Origin of the sequence: Confluentibacter sediminis, from assembly GCF_003258355.1 — a bacterium.
Lineage (GTDB): Bacteria > Bacteroidota > Bacteroidia > Flavobacteriales > Flavobacteriaceae > Confluentibacter > Confluentibacter sediminis.
The window spans coordinates 127,158-150,603 of sequence record NZ_QKPO01000007.1; the positions used below are offsets into that span (position 1 = coordinate 127,158).

Genomic DNA, 23,446 nt, shown 5'->3' on the forward strand with positions numbered 1-23,446 from the left:
AAAAGTTTTTTAAAAGACTTTATTAAAAACCGTCTTCTATAACTTGATTTAGTTTTAAAGATAATTTTTTTGCACCTATTTTATTTAAATGAACACCGTCAAAATAATCTTTTGAATTAAAACCAATCCCTTTTGAATAATCTAAATAGATACATTTTTCGTAAGTTTTAGCTAGATCTTTACTTGAGTTAATAGAATTAATTAAAATATCTTTATCTATTTTGTCATAGTAGGTTTTATAAGTGGGAGCTGAAAAAAGCACTAAATTAATATTGTTTTTTCTACAAATATTTATTATTGAGTTTAAATTAGATAAATTTTCTGAAATTAATTTTTCATTTTTTTTGACTGTAGAGTTGTCTTCTATAGCTTGATCAAGACTTACGGCATCTATATCTGATATGTCTTTATTTAATGCGCTTGAAGTTTTACACCAACCTAATTCTGTGCAAAATATTAATGGATTATTAGGATCACGCTTGATGTAGTAAGAATACAAATATCCCTTATTAATAGAAAAATGAGTATTTAAAAGCTCACTGTTATATTTCAATTCAGAAAGTGTGTTTGCTTTTATACCAAAATATATTTTGTAATTTTTGAGAAGAGATTGAAAATCTAGTTCTATATTATCATATAAAGTTATATATGAAATGGGTAAAATTATTGTTTTCAAGTTTTTTAACTTATTCTCAAACTTTTTTAAAATTAATAAATCATAATTTAAATCTTGAGCAAAATAACTTGAATTAAAAGTATTGCTGATAAAATATTTAGGATCGAGCCCAAATGTTGCTTCAGAACTTCCCAAAATTAATGTTTCAATTTCAGTGGCGTGCTCAGTTAAATATTTATTTTTTACAGAATAATCATTAGGAATATTTCTTAATGCTATTTCCAGAATAATTCCTAGAATAATTATCGGAATTGACAAAAAGAAAATTTTCAATAGAATTTTTTTCATACACTTAAAATTTTAAATAAATAAAATTCTGGGAGCTTTTGCTAAAATTAATTATTAAAACAAAAATTAAGTAATATAATGACCAACGTAAATATTTATTATAACTATCAATTTGGAAATCATGTGTTTTATTTTTATTTATCCATTCAATTATAAAGAAAAAGACAAGAATACCTGTTGTTTTTATAAGTTGACCAGAAGAAATAATTTCAGAATTGTAACTAATAGTATTATTAATTTTGAAAATATTTATAATATACTCAAAAGCACCTATGATATTATCTGATCTAAAAAAAACATCGGTAAGTGCTATCAACAAAAATAGGGCAGCCATACTAATTAGTTCTTTTAGGGTTGGGAAATTTCTTCCTTTGGATAAAACCTGTGAAGTGTTCATCTTTCCAGAATATACTAAAGGGATAAAATACAGCCCATGAAATAGACCATAAACTATAAAAGTCCAGTTCGGTCCGTGCCAAAAACCAACCAAAATAAAAGTAGATACAATTGAAATTACGAGTCCCTTTTTCTTATAAGATCTTAAGCTAAAGGATAATGGTGTGAATACAAAATCCATCATCCATGTGGTTAGGGATATATGCCATTTTCTCCAATAATCACTAATGTTTGTAGAGAAAAATGGAGTTGAAAAATTACGCATTAGTTGAATTCCAAATAATTTTGATATACCTATGGCCATATTAGAATATCCTGAAAAATCAGCATACAACTGAACAGCATAAAATAAAGCTCCTATTAGTAAGGTAACGCCAGCTTCATTTTCATAATTATTAAATATTGGATCCACAATTACAGCGCAATTTTCTGCAATAACAATTTTAGCAAATAAGCCCCATAATATCTGTCTGAGGCCATCAACAAAAATGTTATACGAAAGATTTCTTTTTTCTTGAAGTTGAGGCATCATCTTTGATGCTCTTTCAATGGGGCCGGAGAGAATTTTAGGAAAGTAACTTACAAACACAGAAAATTCTAAAATGTTATTACTTGGTTCAATCTCTTCATTATAAACATCAATAAGATAACCTAATGTTTGAAATGTGAAAAAACTAATTCCTAAAGGGATTAATATAGTAAGTGTATTATAACTGGATGAACCACCAAAAATATTTAAAAGTTGTACAAAGCCTTCATAGAAAAAATTGAAGTACTTAAAATAAATTAAAAGACCAATATTGAATATTAGACCTAGGTATAGAAACCTCTTCTGTATTTTCTCTTTTTTTGCATTTCGTATATTTAATCCTAAATAATAATTAAGCAAAATGCTGGTAATTAGTAAAAATAAAAAACGCCAATCGGCAAAAGCATAAAAAAATAGACTGGAGATTAGCAGAAGTATGTTTTGAGAAATCTTATTTTTATTAAAAACGTACCAATATAGAAATAGTATGGGAATAATAAAATAAACAAAACTTAAGGAGTTAAATATCACGTATAATTAGATTTTACTTTGTATAACTGAAACCAGAGACCCCATATTTTTTAATTTATTTAAATCTCTAAGTTTAAATTTAATATTAAATGTCTCTTCTATGTTTGTAAGTATAATCATATGAGATAAAGAGTCCCACCCATCAACATCATTTGCAGTTAATTCATCATGCATCTCAAAATTATTATGCCCTAGTACAGAAATTAGAACATGGTTTATTTTTTCTTTAATTATATTAATTTCCATTTTACGCAGCTTTAATTGAATTAAATAATTCTTTTAGTTTATTTCTATCTGTTTTTCCATTGGTGTTTAAAGGAAAGGTATTTAGAAATCTGACCTGAGTAGGAATCATATAATTTGGGAGTTTACTTTTTAAATTATCTAATAGTTTTTTTGTGTCAAAAGTGTCAGATTCTAAGACTAAACCTATTTCCGAATTTTTGTTATTATTACTAACTGCTAAAGCTACCGCATTTATTTTATTTAAAGTAGTCTTGACATGAAATTCTATTTCTGATAATTCTACTCTAAAGCCTTGTATCTTTGCTTGAAAATCAATACGCCCTATGTAAAGGATATTGCCATCTTTTTCAGCACAACATAAATCCCCGGTTCTATAAAATCTAGTTTTTTTTCCTTTGTGCTTTTTATAGAAAAAGACTTCTCTGTTTTTGTCTTCGTTATTCCAATAACCGGTAGTTAGTTGCAAGCCACTAAGGCACAATTCTCCTTGCTCACCTACTTTTACTTCATTATTGTTTTTATCTACAATTATAGTTGATGTGTTGAGCATTTCTTTGCCAATAGTTAGAATCCCATTGCGATTTTTGTTTTCAGCATTTCTTTTATAGGTATATTCTGTGCAGTAAATAGTACATTCGGTTGGGCCATATACATTAACAATTGTTGCATTAGGTACACATTTACTCCACTCTTCGGTAATGTCTAATGGTAATGCTTCACCACAGAATAAACTATATTTCATAGAAGGGCAATTAATTTCATCAAAATATGGCCTTAAATATTGTAAAATAGACGGAACCATTAAAGCATAAGTTAGGTTGTAGTCTTCCATAAGCTGAAAAATATAACTATATTTAATCTCGTTTTTTGGTATAGTATATACACAGGCACCTTTAAGCAAAGGAACTAAATATGAAACCACAGATAAATCAAATGTTAACTCAAACATTTGCAAACATCTATCTTCTTTTGTTATTGTATAATCTAATGACCCATGTGCTTCAATAAATGCAGATAAATTGCCAAAATTAATTGGTACTCCTTTTGGAATTCCTGTTGTACCCGATGTAAAGAATATGTAGGCTAAGGTATCATTAGATATTTTAGCAGGAAATAAGTTGTTCTCTGTATTGCTTAAATTTTTAGTAAGTATTGAATTGTATGAATTAATGACTTTTTTATTTGAAGAATCGAGAATAGACCTTAAACTGGCTTGGTCAATTATATTTATATTTCTTTCAATGGGGAATTCAGGATTTATTGGCACATAAGCTTTTCCTTCAAACCACAAAGCTATTATAGAAGCGTAAGTCTCTATGTCATCATTAGTGATTAGACCAACAGCAGTTTCATCTTCATTGACTGAAGTTTTAATAACGGCTCTTATGTTACTTATTTTTTGTAATAATTCTTTATAAGTATAAAATCTGTTGTCTATACAAAAAGCATTATTATTTAAGTTGGTGGAGATAGAATTTAATAAGTTGTCAAGTATTTTCATTATTATTTAATTTCCATTAGTCTATAGTTATAGGCAAATTCAATATAAAAAATCACAAAATAAGCCTATTGAATTTATTTCAGGAGGGAATGAAATAATAATGGCGCAAATATATAATAATAAGGAAATGGAATGTTTAATAATCTATGAATTAATAATAAATTCGTTATAATGTTATTTTGGATAAGAGACTCCTATTTGTTTTATTTGACCGATTTGAATTTTTTATATCTTATAGATTGAATGGTTATTATATAATAATTCCTCTACATTTGTGAAATAAATAAAACCTTTAATGAGGCCATTTTTAACCTATGTATTTTGTTTTTTCTATGCGATATCTTTTTCACAGGAAAAACAATATACTTCTTATTTTGACATTAATTATTTCAAAGGAAATATTGCATTACACAATAATGATATTCTTCATTTAATCAAGGGGCATCCAGAAGGCGTGATTGTAAGTTGGAATAAAAAAACTTATGGATTTAATGATTGGGAACAACGTTATAATTACCCTGATTATGGGGTTTCTTTTATTTATCAGAATTTAAAGAATGATGTTCTAGGTAATAATTATTCACTTTATGGACATTACAATTTCTATTTTTTCAAACGGAATCTAATGATGCGTATTGGTCAAGGTTTGGCTTTAACAACAAATCCTTACGACAAAGAAACAAACTACAGAAACAATGCTTTTGGTTCTAAACTATTGAGTAGTACGTATGTGATGCTTAATTATAAGAAGGAAAAGATTATAGGTGATTTTGGCTTGCAAGCAGGACTGTCTTTAATACATTATTCTAATGCAAACGTAAAAGCACCAAATACCAGCATCAATTCCATGACATTTAATTTAGGTGTGACCTATAATTTAGATGAGGAAGAACCAGAATATGTCACCACGTTGTCTGAAATAGGAAAAGAAAAATTTACTGAACCATTAAAATATAATGTGGTTTTTAGAACGGGTATTAATGAAAGTGATGTTGTTGGCAGTGGTCAATTTCCATTTTATATATTTTCTAGTTATGTAGATAAAAGAATCAATAGAAAAAGTGCGTTTCAGTTGGGTGCTGATGTGTTTTTTTCGAATTTTTTAAAAGAATATATTTATTATAGATCGGTGTCTTTTCCTGAAGAATCCACAACAGGACATGAAGATTATAAACGGGTTGGAGTGTTTGTAGGTCATGAGTTGTTTGTAAACAAAACCTCATTAATCACACAATTTGGGTGTTATGTATATTATCCATTCGATTTTGAGGGGAGAACCTATATTAGAGCGGGTTTAAAACGGTATATTAATGATAAGTGGTTTGGTGCTTTAACGCTAAAATCGCATGGAGCAAAAGCAGAAGCTGTTGAATTTGGTATCGGAATAAGGTTATGAAAAAAATAATTTATATAATAATATTAATAGTTTTGTTTTCTTGCAATACCGAAAACACTGGTGATTGTTTCCAAACGACAGGAGCTATCATTCAGCAAGAAGTAACACTTTCGACATTTGATAAAATTTTAGTAAATCGAGATATTGAATTAATAGTAAAAGAAGGATCTGAACAAAAAGTTATTGTTGAAACAGGTGAGAATTTATTAAATGATGTTAAGGTGGTTATTACAGATGGAAAGCTTATCCTGACAGATAATAATAGTTGTAATTATGTTCGCAATTATGGGGTTACAAAAGTATATGTGACATCTCCAAATATTACTGAAATTAGAAGTTCTACACAGTATGATGTGCGTTCTGATGGTGTTTTAACGTATCCAACTTTGACTATTTTGTCTGAAGATTACAGTGCGCCAGATTCCTTTACGGTCGGAAACTTTCATCTACAATTAAATAATAATGCTTTCAACGTCGTATTTAATAATTTATCTAATTGTTATATTTCAGGAAATACAAATAGCTTAAATATCACTTTTGCATCAGGATTGTCAAGGTTTGAAGGAGAAAATCTTATTGCCCAAAATATAACGTTTTGGAACCGAAGTTCAAACGATATGATTTTAAATCCGCAACAATCCATCAGTGGAAAAATTTCAGGAACAGGCAATGTTATTTGTGTAAATCAACCACCTATTGTGAATGTTGAAGAACACTATAAAGGACGATTAATTTTTAATTAACTGCATCGCTTGTTTAGCAATTTCCAATTCTTCGTTAGTGGGAATTACCAAAATTTTCACTTTTGAATCTTTACTGTGAATAGCCCGAAGTTCTTTAGAGTTGGCTGCATTTTTTTCTGAATCTAAATGAATCCCTAGAAAATCTAAATCTTTACAGATCAACTCCCTTATTAAAACGGAATTTTCACCAATTCCAGCAGTAAATATGATAGCGTCCAATCCGTTTAATATAGCGGCATAACTGCCAAGATATTTTTTTATTCGATAGGCATTCATTTCGAGTGCCAACTGGCAATTTTTATTGCCTTTTTCGGCATGGTATTGTATATCCCTTAAATCGCTAAATCCGGTAAGCCCCAACATACCACTTTCTTTTTGTAATAACACATTTATGTCTTTTAATTTGTAATTTAGCTTATCTTTTAAATAAAAAATCACAGAAGGATCGATATCGCCAGAACGCGTTCCCATTATCAATCCACTAGCAGGCGAAAATCCCATAGAATGATCGATGCTTTTTCCGTTTTTTATGGCGGTCATGCTACAACCATTTCCCAAATGTAGGGTAATGATTTTCGATTTTTCTTTTCCTAAAAATGCAGTGGCTTTTTCAGAAACATATTTATGACTGGTGCCATGAAATCCATATAAACGAATATTGTGTTCGGTTAAGAGTTCATTAGGAATGGCATATTTATAAGCATGTTCAGGAATCGTTTGATGAAAAGCAGTATCAAAAATCGCAACCTGTTTAGCCTTAGGGAATATTTCTTCAGCAACTTGGATACCATCTAAATTAGGAGGATTGTGAAGTGGTGCTAAAGATGATAATGCTCTTATTTTTTCTTTGGCATCTTCAGTTATCAGTGTTGTCGAACTGAAATAGTTTCCACCATGTACGACTCGGTGTCCAACAGCAATAATGTCTTCTGGAGATTTAATAACGCCTGTTTGTTTATCTAAAAGTTGTTTGGCTAGGAGTTTCAATCCCGTTTTGTGGCTTATCATGCCCGTTTCAACTTCAATGGTATGATGATCCGATTTGTATATGAAATTAGCATCACTAAAACCAATCCGTTCTATGATGCCAGAACACATGATGGTTTCTTGTGGCATGTTGAACAATTGGAATTTTATGGAAGAACTTCCTGAATTTAAAACGAGTATTTGCATAATATATTAAATGTCTTGTGCTTGAATGGCTGTTATAATTACGGTACTGTAAATATCGTCTACGGTACAACCTCTACTTAAATCGTTTACGGGTTTATTTAATCCTTGTAAAACGGGGCCAATAGCCAATGCACCGGTTTCACGTTGTACGGCTTTGTAAGTATTGTTACCCGTGTTTAGATCTGGAAAAATCAACACACTAGCATGTCCTGCTACTTCAGAATCTGGCATTTTGCTTTTTCCAATGCGTATATCTACTGCGGCATCGTATTGAATTGGACCTTCGATTTTTATACTAGGATCTAACTTTTTGACTATCTCTGTAGCTTCTCTAACTTTTTCAACTTCGGCTCCTTTTCCTGATTCACCAGAAGAATAAGAAAGCATAGCTACTTTGGGTTCTATGCCAAAATCTTTTGAGGTTTGGGCAGATGAAATAGCTATTTCCGCTAGTTCTTGAGCGTTTGGGTTTGGATTGATAGCACAGTCACCAAAAACGGAAATACGGTCTTCTAAGCACATAAAGAAAATAGAAGACACAATATTAACGCCTGGTTTTGTTTTTATAAATTGTAATGCAGGTCTCAAAGTATGTTGTGTAGTATGTACGGCACCAGACACCATACCATCGGCATGACCTTTGTAAATCATCATGGTTCCAAAATAAGAAACGTCGGCCATAGTATCTCTAGCGATATCCAAATTGACATCTTTGTGCTTTCTAAGTTCATAAAACGTATTAACGTAATCCTCAAAATATGGGGATTTTGTAGGAGAGATAATATTTACTTTGTTTAAATCCAATGAAATATCAAGTTTTTCGATGCGTTCTTTTATTTTATCTGCTTCTCCAATCAGTGTTAAATTTACAACACGTGAATCAATTAATCTTGCTGCAGCACGTAAAACACGTTCATCATAACCTTCTGGTAAAACAATATGTTTCTTGTTTTTTAAAGCTCGTTGTAATAAGTTGTACTGAAACATTCTTGGAGTAAATATTTCCGACTGAAAAGTAATCAATTTATCTGCAAGTTTATCAGTGTCTACATGCTTTTCAAAAGTGGAAATGGATGTTGTTATTTTTTCGGTATGATCAGCATATATTTTTGGCTTAATAGTGCCAATACTATTAGTGACAGAATAGGTGCCACCTTTAACACTAATTATAGGAACAATGCTAGACAAACCTTCAATAAGTTTTAATATGGATTCTTCAGGAATAAGTCCGCCGGTTAAAATAATACCAGCAATTTTAGGGTAGTTTTTTGAGATGTTGGCTTGTAAAGCACCAAGAATAATATCGGCACGATCTCCAGGAGTTATTACCAAAGCGTTGTCTTTTAAATGCGTTAAATAATTACGCAGTTGCATAGCACCAACACTGAAATTTTCCGAAAGATTGTGTAACATATCATTTCCAAAAAGCACTTGTCCGTCTAATGATTTTACAATTTCCTTTATGGTTGGACTTGATAAACTATGAATTATAGGGATAACTGTAATATCTGTATCGTTGTTTATGCGTTCTTTTAATAAATGTTTTAATTCTTTAAGATTGTCAACATTAACTTTGTTGGTCATTATAGAAAGTACATCTGCTTCTTGTTTAAAAGTGTCGTAAGCCAATTGTACATTGTCAACAATTTCCTTTAAGTCATTTTTATCGCCTCTTGTTACGATAATTACAGGGAGTCCCAAATTTTTTGAAATCAGCATATTAATATCTAATTCCAAGCTTGAGTTTTCGTGAGAAAAGTCTGTACCTTCAACTAAAACAATATCAAATAAATCTTCTAAATATTTATATTTTCTAATTATTTCGTCAATAACGTCGCCTGCTTTACCTTGATTGTATAGGTTAAGAACTTCATTTCTAGTAAAAGCAAACGTTTTTTTGTAATCAATATTAATTTCAAAGTATGAGAGTACGGTGTTGATATGATTATCCATGTCACCCTCATCTGGATCATCAATGATGGGCCTAAAATATCCTACTTTTGCAGTTTTGCCTAAGAGCATACGCATTAAGCCCAAAACAACGACAGATTTACCACTTCTTGGTTCAATGGTAGTAACGTAAATTCCTTTACTCATAGTTTTATATGTTTAAAATATGCTGCAAAATTAGTATCTTCATATATTTGTAAATCTGATTTATATCATAACTTTAAAAAAAATCAAGAAGAAAAGCTCATTATTTCGAAGTTAAATCTCTAAAAAGAGACTCTAAACTAGCATTTTTTTGATTGAGTTGTAAAATTTTCAATTCATTATCATGTGCAAAATCAAACACATGAGAGCGCATGTCTTCTGAAGTCGAAAAGGTGATTTCATATATAAAATCTTTAGTGTTTATTACGCTTTTTACTTTAGGTAATTTTAATAAAAAAGCATCTTCAACTCTATAATCAAATTCAACAACAACAATTTGTTCTTTGGTTTCCCGAAGTTCCTGTAATTTTTTGTCGGCAACAATCTCTCCTTTATTAATTATGATAACGCGGTCGCACATAGCTTCTACTTCTTGCATGATATGTGTAGAAAGAAAAACAGTTTTTTTCTTGCCAATAGTTTTAATTAAGTTTCTAATGTCTACCAATTGGTTAGGGTCTAAGCCAGTTGTAGGTTCATCAAGTATTAAAACTTCCGGGTCATGCAACAAGGCGTTTGCCAAACCCACACGTTGACGATACCCTTTAGATAATTGGCCTATCTTCTTATGAGCTTCGGATGTTAATCCAGTTTGTTCAATAACTTCATTAATTCTGCTTTTGGAAATTTTAAAGATATTGGCATTAAAGGTTAAATATTCTTTTACATACATCTCCAGATATAATGGATTGTTTTCAGGTAAATAACCAACACTTTTTTGAACACCTTCAATATCGCTAACAATATCAAATCCATTAACTTTAGCAGAACCAGAATCTTTATGAAGAAAGGTTGTTAAAATTTTCATCATAGTGGATTTTCCAGCGCCATTCGGACCCAAAAAGCCAACTATTTCTGGGTTTTTTACTTTAAATGATACATTGTTTAAAGCTTTTTGGCTTCCATAAAGCTTAGAAATGCCCTCAACTTCTATAGACATACTTAAATTGTTTGTTCAAAAATAATGATTATATAGTGTAAAGTTATATTTGCTGTAAAATCTTTAAAATTTTTAATAAAAATGAAAAAAACTAAATATTCAATTTTGATTTATTAAAATATTAATTACTTTAGCGGCTCAATTATGAAGCCTTCATAGCTATTTTTTAACACCTAACGGAATGATTAAATGAAGGTTGCATGTGATAACTGAGAAAACAGTAAACAGATCAAATGAAAACAGCAGTATATTATACATATTTTAAAAACTTTTATTTCTTTTTTAGCAAAGGAATCGAGGCGTTGTATGTATAATTTATAAGTTATAAATTTAATATAAGTCTCGATGAAAATCGGGACTTTTTTTATGTATGATAAAAACGGTTGCCATACAAGGAATTAAAGGATCATTTCATCATATTGTTTCATTACAATATTTTGAAAAACCTGTGGATGTTATAGAATGCATGACTTTTGATGGATTAGTTAATTCTTTAGTCACTAAGGAAAGTGATGCAGGTATTATGGCTTTAGAAAACTCTATTGCTGGATCTATCCTTCCTAATTATGCTTTAATAGATAATAATGGATTGCATGTCGTGGGAGAGCATTATTTAGATATTCAACACAATTTAATGGCGTTGCATAATCAAAGTATGGAGGATATTAAAGAAGTGTATTCGCACCCCATGGCATTGTTACAATGTAAAGAATTCTTTAGGGATTATCCACATATAAAACTTATTGAAGATAAAGATACTGCAGAGGTTTCTGAACGTATTCAAAAACAACAACTTAAAGGTGTTGGAGCTATTGCTAGTGGGATGGCTGCCGAAATTTTCCAGTTAAATATTTTGGCACATAGTATTCAAACTATAAAGCATAATGAAACCAGATTTGCTATCGTAAAAAGAACAAATTCTGAGGTTTCAGAAAAAGACATAAATAAAGCTTCCATAAAATTTGAAGCAGACCATAAGCGAGGAAGTTTGGCAACTTTGTTGAATGTGATGAGCGATTGTAAATTGAGTTTAACAAAAATTCAATCTATGCCAATCATAGAAACGCCTTGGAAATATGCGTTTTTTGTTGATATAACTTTTGAAATGTATGAAGATTTTAAAAAAGCGAAATCTATAATGGATATTATGGCGATTAATTTTAAAGTATTGGGTGAATATAAAAATGCCAAATTATGATTGAGGTAGCAGACAGATTAAATACCGTTGAAGAATACTATTTCTCAAAAAAGCTAAGAGAAGTTGGTTTGCTTATTGCTAGTGGAAAGCCAGTAATAAATCTAGGTATTGGCAGTCCAGATATGCAACCCCCACAAAAGGTTGTTGATGCTTTAATAGATGGGATGTTAGATGCTAAGGCGCATCAATATCAAAGTTATCAAGGGCTTCCTGCTTTAAGGGAAGGTATGGCCAAATTTTATAAACAATATTTTAATGTGTCTTTAAGTCCGACCTCAGAGATTTTACCTTTGATGGGAAGTAAGGAAGGCATTATGCATATTTCTATGGCCTATTTAAATGAAGGTGATGGTGTGTTAATTCCAAATCCAGGATATCCAACATACCAATCTGTTTCAAACTTAGTAGGAGCTAAAACAGTGCTTTATGAATTAGATGAGGCGAATAATTGGTTGCCAGATTTAAAAGCTATTGAAAAACAAGATTTAAGTAATGTAAAGTTAATGTGGATAAATTATCCACACATGCCAACAGGCGCAGGGGCAACAGAACAGCTTTTTAAAGATTTAATAGCATTTGCTAAAAAGCACAATATATTGATTGTAAATGACAATCCTTATAGTTTTGTGCTGAATGATTCACCAAAAAGTATCATGAGTATTCGAGGTGCAAAAGATGTTTGTTTAGAGCTTAACTCGTTAAGTAAAACCTTTAATATGGCTGGATGGCGTGTTGGGATGGTTGTGGGCGATCCTAATTATATCAACAATATTTTAAAGGTTAAAAGTAATATGGATTCTGGGATGTTTTATGGCATTCAAAAAGGAGCTATTGAGGCTTTAAAATGTTCAAGTATGTGGTTTAGTACATTAAATAATGTTTATAAACAGCGTAGAGATTTGGTTTGGAAATTGGCTAAAGCATTAAACTGTACCTATGATGAAGAAGCCACAGGCCTTTTTGTTTGGGCGAAATTACCATCCCATGTCAAGTCGGAAGAATTTATAGACATGGTGTTAAAAAACAATCACATATTTATTACGCCAGGAACTATTTTTGGAAGTAAAGGAGAAGGCTACATCAGGTTTTCTTTATGTGCCACAGCCGAAGAATTAGAAGAGGCCATAGCAAGAGTAAAATAATAAAAGTTCTTCCAGTAGGGAAGATGTCTTGGAAAAGATACATGGTAATGAAGAATATATACATCATAGGGGTTGGATTAATAGGCGGAAGTTTAGCTTTAGAACTTAAAAAACTAAATCCTAGCGTAACTATTTATGGTATAAGTAGAAAAGAGACAACACTTGATGAAGCATTGTCACTTAATTTAATTGATAAAAAAGCAACCATAGATGATATTCCTAATGCAGATTTAGTGATTTTATCCATTCCAGTGGATGCAACAGTTAAGCTGCTGCCAACACTTTTAGATAAGATCTCGGAAACAGGATTGGTGATTGATGTAGGTTCAACCAAACAAGCTATTTGTAAAGCGGTTGAGAATCATCCAAAAAGAAAGCATTTTTTAGCGATGCATCCTATTGCAGGAACAGAATATTCAGGGCCTAAAGCGGCTATTTATAATTTGTTTAAAAACAAAACGAACATCATTTGTGAAGAAGAAAAAACAGATGAAAAACTAAAAAATGAAGTTTTGGGTTTTTTCACTACTATCGGCATGAAATTGAGACGTATGAATCCTGAATCTCATGACAAACATATTGCCTATGTGTCTCATTTGTCGCACATAAGTTCATTTATGCTGGGTAAAACGGTTATTGAAAAGGAAAAAAATGAACGCAATATTTTTGACATGGCTGGTAGTGGATTTGCTTCTACAGTAAGGCTTGCAAAAAGTTCACCAGAAATGTGGACTCCTATTTTTAAAGAAAATAAAGACAATGTTATTGAGTCTTTAGAAGAGTATATTATAAATCTCACTCATTTTAGGGATATGATGAAACAAGATGATTTTGAAACCATCTATAATGAGATGAAAAACACCAATCATATAAAAGACATTTTAAACGGAATTAGTTAAGTATTAATATTATGGAAAACAAGAAAGAATTAAGAAACTGGTTAGATGATTTAAAATTAGATCATCCATTGGTAATTGCAGGTCCTTGTAGTGCTGAGACAGAAGAACAAGTTTTAAGAATAGCTCACGAGCTTAAAGATACAGACGTAAATTATTTTAGAGCAGGTATTTGGAAGCCAAGAACTCGACCAGGGATGTTTGAAGGAGTTGGTGCTTTAGGTTTAAAATGGTTACAAAAAGTAAAAGCTGAAACAGGGATGAAAACAGCAACAGAAGTTGCTAACGCTGCCCACGTTAAATTAGCTTTAGAACATGATATTGATTTATTATGGGTTGGTGCACGTTCTACTGTAAGTCCTTTCATTATGCAAGAAATCGCAGATGCTTTACAAGGAACAGATAAGCCCGTACTTATTAAAAATCCTGTAAACCCAGATTTAGCGTTATGGCTAGGTGGAATAGAAAGAATATATAAATCTGGAGTTAAAAATATTGGAGCCATCCATAGAGGATTTTCAACCTATGAAAAAACTAAATATAGAAACAATCCAGAATGGCAGTTGGCTATAGAATTTCAAAATAAATATCCAGATATTCCTTTCATTAATGATCCATCGCATATTACAGGCAAACGTGATATGATTTTTGATGTATCTCAAACGGCATTGGATTTGAATTTTGATGGATTAATGATTGAAACACATTTCGATCCAGATAATGCGTGGAGTGATGCCTCTCAGCAAGTAACGCCTAAAACACTTATTCAAATTATGAAAGATTTAAAAATAAGAAAAGAGAGCGATCCTGAAGCAGATTACAATAAATCACTAGATAATTTAAGAGCACAAATTGATGTGATTGATAATCAGATTATTGATTTGTTAGGTAAGCGTATGAAAGCTGCTGATGGAATTGGAGCGCTTAAAAAACAAAAGAACGTAGCTGTTTTACAATCTAAGCGTTGGAACGAAATTTTAGGTAAAATGGTGCTTGAAGGAGAATCGAAAGGTTTAAGCGAAGAGTTTATTTTAAAAATGTTTAAAGCAATTCATCAAGAATCTATTAACCATCAAGAGAAGATTATAAATAGTTAAAAAAAAGAGCCTCATATTGAGGCTCTTTTTTTTATTTGTTTCTTTTAAAAATATATCGCGTAATAAAAATACCCTGACCATCACCTTTGCCAGCATCACTTTCAACTGCACTAGTAACAAATGCTAGTTCCCAACCTTCTTCAATCATAGTATTGATTTTAGAGGTTATTAAAGCATCATTGGCAGCTATATTCTGAAAACGAATTCCGGCAATATTGTAAAAATTCAACAATTTTGTTTCGTCAAAATCCTTGACTCTTATATCTGAGCGGTCAGATTTATTGCGTTCATTATCATCTTCTGTTTGTGTACTCGTATAATCTTTATAATTTTTTACTTCATTCGCACTAATAAGTCTTGAACGTCCTAAGCCGTTTGGAACAATAGATTCTACACTTGTAATAACTTTATATTCAACTTGAGCTTGAGCATCAATAAAAGATACTAATGACAAAATAGATACTAATAAAATTTTTTTCATGTTGTTGTTGATTTTTGTTTATAATCGCAATATATGGTTTTTTCTCACGCTATATTATATCTAAATGTTGTTAATTTGTATAAGTAATTATTAAATCTTTAATGACAGGACTTGTTTATAAATCTACTGGGAGTTGGTACACCGTTAAAACCGATTTGGGTGACACTTACGAGTGCAGAATAAAAGGTAAATTCCGAATCAAAGGAATTAAAAGTACCAATCCAATTGCTGTTGGAGATATAGTGGATTTTGAATTGGAAACCGATAATAACCAAGTGTCTGGTATTATTAATTATATTCATGATAGGAAAAATTATATCATAAGAAAATCGGTTAACCTATCCAAGCAAACGCATATTATTGCCGCTAATATTGATCAAGTTTTTTTATTGATTACTATAAACAATCCGCCCACTTTATCTAGTTTTATTGATAGGTTTTTGGTTACTGCCAATGCCTACCAGATAAAAACCATTTTACTTTTCAATAAAATAGATACTTATGATGAAGAAACCCTAAATGAGGTGAAATATTTGGCTCATGTATATAGAAAGATAGGTTATGAGTGTATTGGAGTTTCGGCTAAAACAGGTAAGAACGTAGATAAGGTAAAGGCATTAATGCACGATAAAGTAAGTATGTTTTCTGGGCATTCTGGTGTTGGAAAATCGACGCTTGTTAATGCTATTGAACCAACATTAGATATAAAAACTAAAGAAATATCAACCTTGCATATGCAGGGTCAACATACTACCACATTTGCTGAAATGTTCGATTTAAGTTTTAAGGCAAAAATTATAGATACCCCGGGGATTAAGGGTTTTGGTATTGTTGATATGGATAAAGAAGAAGTTGGAGACTATTTTCCTGAATTTTTTGCTCTTAAGCAACAATGTAAATTTAATAATTGCTTACACGTACAAGAGCCGCATTGTGCTGTTAAAAAAGCTTTGGATAATGACGAGATAGCATTTTCGCGTTACCGTAGCTATATTCAAATACTGGAAGGTGAAGATGAACATTATAGAACCGATAATTGGGATAAAGAATGAAGGTTGTAATTCAAAGAGTTTCAATAGCAAGTGTCACTATTGAAGGGGAAAAAGTAGCTTCTATAGAAAATGGACTTTTAATCCTTTTAGGAATTGTTGATGAAGACACCACAGAAGATATTGTTTGGTTGTCTAATAAAATCACTAATCTTCGGATTTTTGAAGATGAAAATGGTGTTATGAATAAATCTATTATGGAGAGTAATGGCGATGTTATTGTGGTGAGCCAGTTTACTTTGCATGCTTTAACCAAAAAAGGAAATCGCCCAAGTTATATAAAAGCGGCTAAGCCAAATGTAGCTATTCCTCTATATGAAGCTTTTATAAATCAAGTAGAGTTAGATTTAAATAAAAAAATACAAACAGGTCAATTTGGTGCAGATATGAAAGTAGCATTGGTTAATGACGGTCCTGTAACAATTATCATAGATTCAAAAAATAAGGAATAATATAATGGACATAAAAAACGCACAAATAATAGTAGATAATTGGATTAAAGACCACGGGGTTCGTTATTTTAATGAGCTAACAAATATGGCGCAACTTACAGAAGAAGTAGGTGAGGTGGCAAGAATTATAGCACGCCGCTATGGCGAGCAAAGCGAAAAAGAAAGTGATAAAGACAAAGATTTGGGGGAGGAATTAGCAGATGTTTTGTTTGTAGTGTTGTGCTTATCTAACCAGACTGGGGTCGATTTACAAGATGCTTTTGATAAAAGAATGGACAAGAAAACAAAACGAGATCATGATAGGCATCATAATAATGAAAAATTAAAATAATTTATAAGTATCTTTGAACGCTTCTTTTAAGAAGCGTTTTTTAATACATTATAATGGATATTACACTTCACAAATCCCAAATAGAAAATAAAAAATCGAAAGTTATAATAACAGGTTCTAAAAGTGAATCTAATAGGTTGCTGTTATTAAAAGCTTTATACCCAGAGTTTATTTTAGAAAATATATCAAATTCAGATGACAGTAATTTGATGACCCAAGCATTAATATCAAGTTCGGATATTATAGATATTCATCATGCTGGAACCGCCATGCGTTTTTTAACTGCTTTTTTATCAATTCAAGACGGAAAGGAAGTCATCATTACAGGTTCTCAACGCATGAAAGAACGACCTATTAAAATTTTGGTTGATGCATTAAATGAGCTGGGGGCCGATATAAGCTATACCGAAAACGAAGGTTTTCCGCCATTAAAAATAAAAGGGAAGATACTAACGAAAAGCAAAGTATCCCTTCAAGCAAATGTAAGTAGTCAATATATTTCTGCTTTATTGTTAATAGCTTCTAAACTTGAAAATGGTTTGGAATTGACTTTAGAAGGAGAAATTACGTCTATTCCATACATAAAAATGACATTGGCACTTTTGGACGATATTGGAATTGAAACATCTTTTATTGGACATACCATTAAGGTAAAGACATCAGCCCAAAACCAACAACCAAAAACTTTAACGGTGGAATCTGATTGGTCTTCAGCATCCTATTATTTTAGTATTGTTGCTTTATGTGAAGCTGGTACAGAAATCACATTGTCTTCTTATAAAGAAAACTCATTACAAGGGGATTCTGTTTTGGTAGATATTTATAAACACTTTGGAGTTGTTTCAACGTTTGAAAATAATTCGGTTACTTTAAAAAAGGAATCTAAAAAGTTAGAACCTTTAACTTTAAATCTTCAAAATGCACCAGATATAGCCCAAACTATAGCTGTAACTTGTTTTGGTTTAGGGTTGGCTTGCGATTTGACAGGACTTCATACATTGAAAATAAAAGAGACAGATAGATTAGTGGCTTTAAAAACTGAAATTGAAAAACTTGGGGGTGACGTTAAAATCACTAATGAATCTTTGCATCTATCCCCTTCAGATAAAATGAATAAAAATGTACCTATTGCGACTTACCATGACCATAGAATGGCTATGGCATTTGCACCTTTGGCTTTAAAGACATCTATTATAATTGAAGATTTTAATGTGGTTTCAAAATCTTATCCAGCCTTTTGGGAAGACTTGCAATCTATTGGTTTTAAAATAACTAAATAATAAACCCCCATTTACTTGACAAGGCCTATCTTAAGATTGTATATTTGCTGCCTTGTGAAAAACAATAAAAAGGAACAAATGAACCATTCAATAAGACTATAGTTTATTTTTTATCTAGATTACACTATTGAATGCAACATTTGACAATTAAAAAACAATAAAAACGAACAAATGAACCATTCAATACCACTATAATTTATTTTTATCTAGATTAACCTATTGAATGCAACATTTGACAATTAAAAAACAATAAAAACGAACAAATGAAATTATCACACTTTGGTTTCAATTTACCAGATGAATTATTGGCAGAATATCCAGCAGAGAATAGAGATGAATCTCGTTTAATGGTTTTAAACAGAAAAACTCAAACTATAGAGCATAGAATGTTTAAAGATATTCTGGATTATTTTGATGAAGGTGATGTCATGATTATCAATAACACAAAAGTATTTCCAGCGAGGCTTTATGGGAATAAAGAGAAAACAGGTGCTAGAATTGAAGTGTTTTTGTTGAGGGAATTAAATGAGGAGCAACGTCTTTGGGATGTTTTGGTAGATCCTGCTAGAAAAATAAGGATAGGTAACAAATTATATTTTGGTGATGATGATACACTTGTTGCTGAGGTTATAGATAACACAACATCAAGAGGACGTACCTTGCGTTTTTTATATGATGGTTCTTATAAGGAATTTAGAAATAAACTAACTGAATTAGGAGAAACACCACTTCCTAAATATATTAGAAGAGAAGTACAGCCAGAAGATGAAGAGCGTTATCAAACTATTTATGCCAAAAATGAAGGAGCCGTTGCGGCACCAACAGCCGGGCTTCACTTTTCTAAACAACTTTTAAAACGATTGGAAATTAAAGGAATTAATTTTGCTGAAGTTACTTTACATGTTGGCTTAGGAACATTCAATCCAGTAGAGGTTGAGGATCTGTCTAAGCATAAAATGGATAGTGAAGAGTTAATTATTGATTCTAAAGCGGTGGAAGTTGTTAATACTGGTATTAAAAACAAAAAACGTATTTGTGCCGTTGGAACGACTGCTATGAGAGCTATTGAAAGTTCGGTATCTTCTAATGGTATGTTAAACGAAATGGAAGGTTGGACTAATAAATTTATTTTCCCTCCATACGATTTTAGTATTGCTAATTGTATGATTACAAACTTTCACACACCAAAATCTACTTTGCTAATGATGGCATCCGCTTTTGGAGGTGTCGATTTCGTTAAAAAAGCATATCAAGAAGCCATTAAAGAAAAATACAAATTCTACAGTTATGGTGACGCCATGCTAATTATATAAATTTCAAAGCCTTGTTTTTAACAAGGCTTTTTTTTCATTCCTGCGAAACCGGAGATTCACAAATATATGTCCTAAAACAAGAATCAAAGAGTAAAGCAGAAATCTATTTTTAAAAATTTCAGTGATTTTTTAGATAAGAGTTTCTCTCATTTGGAGAGATTAAGGGAAGATATTTTCCCTATTTTTGCAAAACTTATGGCAACAACTAAAAAAGACATTCGAGCTTTATCAAAAGAAGATCTTAGAGATTTCTTTGTAAAACAAGGGGATAAAGCCTTTAGAGGTAATCAGGTTTATGAATGGCTTTGGCAAAAATCTGCTTATACTTTTGAGAGCATGACCAATCTTTCAAAAGAAACCAGAGAACTTTTACAAAACAATTTTGTTATCAATCATATTGAGGTTGATACCATGCAACGTAGCAAAGATGGGACGGTTAAAAATGCGGTTAAATTGCATGATGGTTTAATAGTAGAATCTGTTTTAATACCAACAGCAACTAGAACTACTGCGTGTGTTTCCAGCCAGGTTGGGTGTAGCTTAGACTGTAAATTTTGTGCTACCGCAAGATTAAAACGTATGCGTAATTTAAATCCTGATGAGATTTACGACCAAGTTGTTGCAATAGATCGAGAAAGTAAATTATATTTTAACAGACCCCTTAGTAATATTGTTTTTATGGGTATGGGCGAACCACTCATGAACTATAACAATGTGATTAAAGCCATTGATAAAATTACCTCGCCAGAAGGTTTGGGCATGTCTCCAAAACGCATTACATTATCGACATCTGGAGTGCCAAAAATGATTAAAAAAATGGCAGATGACGACGTTAAATTTAATTTAGCAGTTTCATTACATTCAGCGATAGATGAGGTTAGGAACTCCATTATGCCTTTTAACGAAACGTTTCCGTTACAAGATTTAAAGGAAGCTTTAGAATATTGGTACATGAAGACCAATAGAAAAATCAGTTATGAATATGTAGTTTGGAAAGACATTAATGATAGCCAAAAAGATATAGATGCGTTTGTGAAATTTTGTAAGTATGTGCCTTGTAAAGTGAATATTATAGAATACAACCCCATTGATGATGGCGATTTTCAGCAAGCATCAAGCGACGCCATAGATAATTATATTTATCATTTAGAAAAAAATAGAATTGTAGTGAATGTTCGTCGAAGTAGGGGCAAGGATATTGATGCCGCTTGCGGACAGCTAGCTAATAAATCTTAAAATAATGTTTTTGTTATTTCTAAAAAGCCAGGGTAATCCGCTTTAAATAATAATAAACTTTTAATTTAATTGATTTGAAATAGAATATTTAAATTTTTAATGAAAATAGTAGAGCAAATAAAACAACCCATAGCTTATGAAATGGATCTTTTCGAGCAAAAGTTCCTGTTGTCTATGTCTAGTAAAGTGGCTTTGCTGAATAGAATTACCACCTATATTGTCAATAGAAAGGGTAAACAAATGCGCCCTATGTTTGTATTTTTGGTTGCCAAAATGGTGTCCAATGGAGAGGTTAGCGAACGGACATATCGAGGTGCTTCGGTCATTGAATTGATACATACTGCTACTTTAGTGCATGACGATGTGGTTGATGATAGTAATCGTAGACGTGGTTTTTTCTCGGTAAATGCCTTATGGAAAAATAAAATAGCGGTTTTAATAGGAGATTATTTATTATCAAAAGGATTGTTGTTGTCTATTGATAATAATGATTTTGACTTACTTAAAATCATTTCAATTGCGGTGCGTGAAATGAGTGAGGGCGAATTACTTCAAATTGAAAAAGCTAGAAAGCTAGATATTACTGAGGATATTTATTACGAAATCATCCGTCAAAAAACAGCAACGCTCATTGCCGCTTGTTGTAGTTTAGGAGCCGCTTCTGTTAAACCGGAATCAAACCATGTAGAAGACATGCGTAAGTTTGGTGAATTGATTGGAATGGCATTTCAAATTAAAGACGATTTGTTTGATTATGGTAATACCCAAATTGGTAAACCAACAGGTATAGATATCAAAGAACAGAAAATGACATTGCCTTTAATTTATGTGCTTAATCGCGTATCTAAAGAAGATAAAAAATGGCTGATTAATTCTATTAAAAATCATAATAAAAATAGTAAACGAGTTAAAGAAGTTATTTCCTTTGTAAAAAACAATGGTGGTTTAGATTATGCCATTGATAAAATGAACCAATTTCAAGAAGAAGCTCTAAAATTACTCGATAATTTCCCAGATTCAGAATACAAAAAGTCCCTCATATTAATGGTGAATTATGTGATTGATAGGAAAAAGTAATTAGGTCATTTTAAACGTTCTAATCTCCCTTTTCGCTTTACCATATTTTTATAATCCCATTGGATATTTCGTGCTTTTTCAATCCAGCGTTCTAAATCAATATGGTTTATTTGTTCCAAAGATGTGTAAAGTATGGAAGCGTCTTTAAATTTACCAGTGCCTAATTCTAGTTGTTCTTCATTAAAACTTGCACCGCTCCAAAACATTAGCCGAATGCCTTTTTTTAATTTACTGTAACCTACAATAGGATTTTCTTCTATAAACCAAACGGGATGTTTGTGACAAATTTTGCTTTCTACTTCGGGCAATTGTCTGTAAATAAAAACGGCTAAAAAATCACATATTTGGCATTCTTCAAATTCCAGAAGGTCATTATATGCAGCAATTTCTTGATTCATATTACTTTTGATTATTCTCATTAACTCGGAAAATAACAATATCTGTTATCAAGTCCATGGGCAGTGCTTCCTTTAATGGAAATTGAACAGAACCTTTCCCTTGTTTGTATTTAGAAAGTTGAGATTTGAATTTTTCATATCCCGTAGGTGTGGCATAAAACCCAATATGTTTGGAAAATCCTCCAAAATAAACTAGCGGTTTTTTATTCAATTTATAAGCAGGCATGGCATAAGAGATATTTTCTATGGCATGGGGTGCGTGTTTTAAAACACTGTTCCGTACTAGACGTAATTTATTCTGTATGTCTTTAGGGAATTCAGCAATATATTCATTAACAGTAATAATTTCCTTTTTCATAATTCATATATAATATTGCTATCTAAGAGGAACGACATGATTAATTTATTACTTAATTCGAATAGCTTTTGTAGTAAAAGAGAGTCCTTGCTGACCCATTGTTGAATTCATAACGCCTTCAAATAAAGGTTCAGAGGATCCTTTGGGGATATACCATTCAAATAAAAAATTAGAACCTGTTCCACCAGTTGTATCAAATTCATCTATAATGATTTCGGCTGTCTCCATAGGTGATAAAAATATAGGATGTTCGAAATATTTCCTAATTAACTTGCCGTGGGTGTCATAATATTCAGCTTTTGTAATATAAATAGTGTCTAAATCACTGGTATTTCTCAAGCTAACCATAGCAGTTAAGTTGTGGGTTTTGTGTTCAGATAAGCTATAGATCTGGGAATAAATTGAAAGATATGATTTGCCAATTTCAAGACTGTCTTTTAGACTAATATCTATCATTCTTTTAGACCAATTTTCTGTATTTATGGAGCTAACTTCTTTTTGCTCGTTGTTACAGTTTAATAAGCTTAAGGCAACTATTGTTAATATGAAATTGTATCTCATTATC

General features: G+C 31.4%; 24 protein-coding genes. 13 read left to right on the forward strand and 11 right to left on the reverse strand.

Going from position 1 to position 23,446, the window contains the following annotated elements; all coding sequences use genetic code 11:
• Positions 1-22 precede the first annotated feature (22 nt).
• The 4 genes from DKT72_RS07655 to DKT72_RS07670 form a co-directional block, all read right to left on the reverse strand.
• Positions 23-964 (reverse strand): SGNH/GDSL hydrolase family protein, encoded by a 942-nt coding sequence (locus tag DKT72_RS07655; RefSeq protein WP_111308149.1) that lies wholly within the window; start codon positions 962-964, stop codon positions 23-25.
• 4 nt (positions 965-968) lie between these two features.
• Entirely contained in the window at positions 969-2,249 is a 1,281-nt protein-coding gene (locus DKT72_RS07660) for an MBOAT family O-acyltransferase (RefSeq protein WP_162623264.1), read from the reverse strand.
• Between the two features lie 177 nt (positions 2,250-2,426).
• On the reverse strand, positions 2,427-2,666 hold the full coding sequence (locus DKT72_RS07665) for an acyl carrier protein (RefSeq protein ID WP_111308151.1): 240 nt from the start codon (positions 2,664-2,666) through the stop codon (positions 2,427-2,429).
• A gap of 1 nt (position 2,667) precedes the next feature.
• On the reverse strand, positions 2,668-4,167 hold the full coding sequence (locus tag DKT72_RS07670) for an amino acid adenylation domain-containing protein (RefSeq protein ID WP_111308152.1): 1,500 nt from the start codon (positions 4,165-4,167) through the stop codon (positions 2,668-2,670).
• A 295-nt stretch (positions 4,168-4,462) separates the two neighbouring features.
• On the opposite strand from DKT72_RS07670, the gene DKT72_RS07675 reads away from it, so the two are divergent.
• Positions 4,463-5,563, forward strand: coding sequence for an acyloxyacyl hydrolase (locus DKT72_RS07675; RefSeq protein WP_111308153.1), 1,101 nt, complete (start codon positions 4,463-4,465; stop codon positions 5,561-5,563).
• Positions 5,560-6,306, forward strand: coding sequence for a head GIN domain-containing protein (locus DKT72_RS07680; protein WP_111308154.1), 747 nt, complete (start codon positions 5,560-5,562; stop codon positions 6,304-6,306). The genes DKT72_RS07675 and DKT72_RS07680 overlap by 4 nt, the downstream gene beginning before the upstream one ends.
• Here DKT72_RS07680 and DKT72_RS07685 read toward each other — a convergent pair.
• The 3 genes from DKT72_RS07685 to gldA all read right to left on the reverse strand — a co-directional run bounded on the left by DKT72_RS07685 (position 6,292) and on the right by gldA (position 10,573).
• Positions 6,292-7,479 carry an acetate/propionate family kinase gene (locus DKT72_RS07685; RefSeq protein WP_111308155.1) on the reverse strand — a complete coding sequence of 396 codons (1,188 nt, stop codon included), beginning with the start codon at positions 7,477-7,479 and terminating at the stop codon, positions 6,292-6,294. The genes DKT72_RS07680 and DKT72_RS07685 overlap by 15 nt on opposite strands.
• 6 nt (positions 7,480-7,485) lie before the next feature.
• Positions 7,486-9,576, reverse strand: a complete 2,091-nt coding sequence (pta, locus tag DKT72_RS07690) for a phosphate acetyltransferase (protein ID WP_111308156.1) — start codon at positions 9,574-9,576, stop codon at positions 7,486-7,488.
• A 100-nt stretch (positions 9,577-9,676) separates the two neighbouring features.
• Positions 9,677-10,573, reverse strand: a complete 897-nt coding sequence (gene gldA, locus DKT72_RS07695; protein ID WP_111308157.1) for a gliding motility-associated ABC transporter ATP-binding subunit GldA — start codon at positions 10,571-10,573, stop codon at positions 9,677-9,679.
• Between the two features lie 370 nt (positions 10,574-10,943).
• Between gldA and DKT72_RS07700 the strand changes: the two genes are divergently transcribed.
• From DKT72_RS07700 to DKT72_RS07715, 4 genes are read left to right on the forward strand one after another with little or no spacing between them, the layout of a single operon-like run.
• Positions 10,944-11,771: a prephenate dehydratase gene (locus DKT72_RS07700; RefSeq protein ID WP_111308158.1), complete on the forward strand. Its 828-nt coding sequence runs from the start codon at positions 10,944-10,946 to the stop codon at positions 11,769-11,771.
• Positions 11,768-12,913 (forward strand): pyridoxal phosphate-dependent aminotransferase, encoded by a 1,146-nt coding sequence (locus DKT72_RS07705; RefSeq protein ID WP_111308159.1) that lies wholly within the window; start codon positions 11,768-11,770, stop codon positions 12,911-12,913. The genes DKT72_RS07700 and DKT72_RS07705 overlap by 4 nt, the downstream gene beginning before the upstream one ends.
• A gap of 47 nt (positions 12,914-12,960) precedes the next feature.
• Entirely contained in the window at positions 12,961-13,812 is an 852-nt protein-coding gene (locus tag DKT72_RS07710; protein WP_111308240.1) for a prephenate dehydrogenase, read from the forward strand.
• Positions 13,813-13,823: 11 nt separating this feature from the next.
• Positions 13,824-14,906 (forward strand): bifunctional 3-deoxy-7-phosphoheptulonate synthase/chorismate mutase type II, encoded by a 1,083-nt coding sequence (locus tag DKT72_RS07715; protein WP_111308160.1) that lies wholly within the window; start codon positions 13,824-13,826, stop codon positions 14,904-14,906.
• A gap of 31 nt (positions 14,907-14,937) precedes the next feature.
• On the opposite strand, the gene DKT72_RS07720 is transcribed toward DKT72_RS07715, so the two are convergent.
• Positions 14,938-15,387, reverse strand: coding sequence for a hypothetical protein (locus DKT72_RS07720; RefSeq protein WP_111308161.1), 450 nt, complete (start codon positions 15,385-15,387; stop codon positions 14,938-14,940).
• Between the two features lie 101 nt (positions 15,388-15,488).
• Here DKT72_RS07720 and rsgA point away from each other — a divergent pair, with 101 nt between their 5' ends.
• The 7 genes from rsgA (at position 15,489) to DKT72_RS07755 (ending at position 22,125) form a co-directional block, all read left to right on the forward strand.
• Positions 15,489-16,439 (forward strand): ribosome small subunit-dependent GTPase A, encoded by a 951-nt coding sequence (rsgA, locus tag DKT72_RS07725; protein WP_111308162.1) that lies wholly within the window; start codon positions 15,489-15,491, stop codon positions 16,437-16,439.
• The gene (gene dtd / locus DKT72_RS07730; protein ID WP_111308163.1) at positions 16,436-16,888 is read left to right on the forward strand and encodes a D-aminoacyl-tRNA deacylase; all 453 of its coding nucleotides are present in this window, start codon (positions 16,436-16,438) and stop codon (positions 16,886-16,888) included. The genes rsgA and dtd overlap by 4 nt, the downstream gene beginning before the upstream one ends.
• Before the next feature lie 4 nt (positions 16,889-16,892).
• The gene (locus DKT72_RS07735) at positions 16,893-17,219 is read left to right on the forward strand and encodes a nucleotide pyrophosphohydrolase (RefSeq protein WP_111308164.1); all 327 of its coding nucleotides are present in this window, start codon (positions 16,893-16,895) and stop codon (positions 17,217-17,219) included.
• A 53-nt stretch (positions 17,220-17,272) separates the two neighbouring features.
• A complete protein-coding gene (locus DKT72_RS07740) occupies positions 17,273-18,499 on the forward strand; it encodes a 3-phosphoshikimate 1-carboxyvinyltransferase (protein ID WP_111308165.1) in 1,227 nt (408 codons plus the stop codon).
• Positions 18,500-18,762: 263 nt separating this feature from the next.
• Positions 18,763-19,812: a tRNA preQ1(34) S-adenosylmethionine ribosyltransferase-isomerase QueA gene (gene queA / locus DKT72_RS07745; RefSeq protein ID WP_111308166.1), complete on the forward strand. Its 1,050-nt coding sequence runs from the start codon at positions 18,763-18,765 to the stop codon at positions 19,810-19,812.
• Positions 19,813-20,007: 195 nt separating this feature from the next.
• On the forward strand, positions 20,008-21,048 hold the full coding sequence (gene rlmN / locus DKT72_RS07750; protein ID WP_111308167.1) for a dual-specificity RNA methyltransferase RlmN: 1,041 nt from the start codon (positions 20,008-20,010) through the stop codon (positions 21,046-21,048).
• A gap of 99 nt (positions 21,049-21,147) precedes the next feature.
• On the forward strand, positions 21,148-22,125 hold the full coding sequence (locus DKT72_RS07755; protein WP_111308168.1) for a polyprenyl synthetase family protein: 978 nt from the start codon (positions 21,148-21,150) through the stop codon (positions 22,123-22,125).
• A gap of 5 nt (positions 22,126-22,130) precedes the next feature.
• On the opposite strand, the gene DKT72_RS07760 is transcribed toward DKT72_RS07755, so the two are convergent.
• Genes DKT72_RS07760 through DKT72_RS07770 form a run of 3 tightly spaced genes read right to left on the reverse strand, consistent with a single transcriptional unit; the run spans position 22,131 to position 23,442 of the window.
• Positions 22,131-22,523 (reverse strand): DUF1801 domain-containing protein, encoded by a 393-nt coding sequence (locus DKT72_RS07760; protein ID WP_111308169.1) that lies wholly within the window; start codon positions 22,521-22,523, stop codon positions 22,131-22,133.
• A gap of 1 nt (position 22,524) precedes the next feature.
• Entirely contained in the window at positions 22,525-22,881 is a 357-nt protein-coding gene (locus DKT72_RS07765; protein ID WP_111308170.1) for an iron chaperone, read from the reverse strand.
• A 48-nt stretch (positions 22,882-22,929) separates the two neighbouring features.
• Positions 22,930-23,442, reverse strand: coding sequence for a DUF3124 domain-containing protein (locus tag DKT72_RS07770; protein WP_111308171.1), 513 nt, complete (start codon positions 23,440-23,442; stop codon positions 22,930-22,932).
• Positions 23,443-23,446 lie beyond the last annotated feature (4 nt).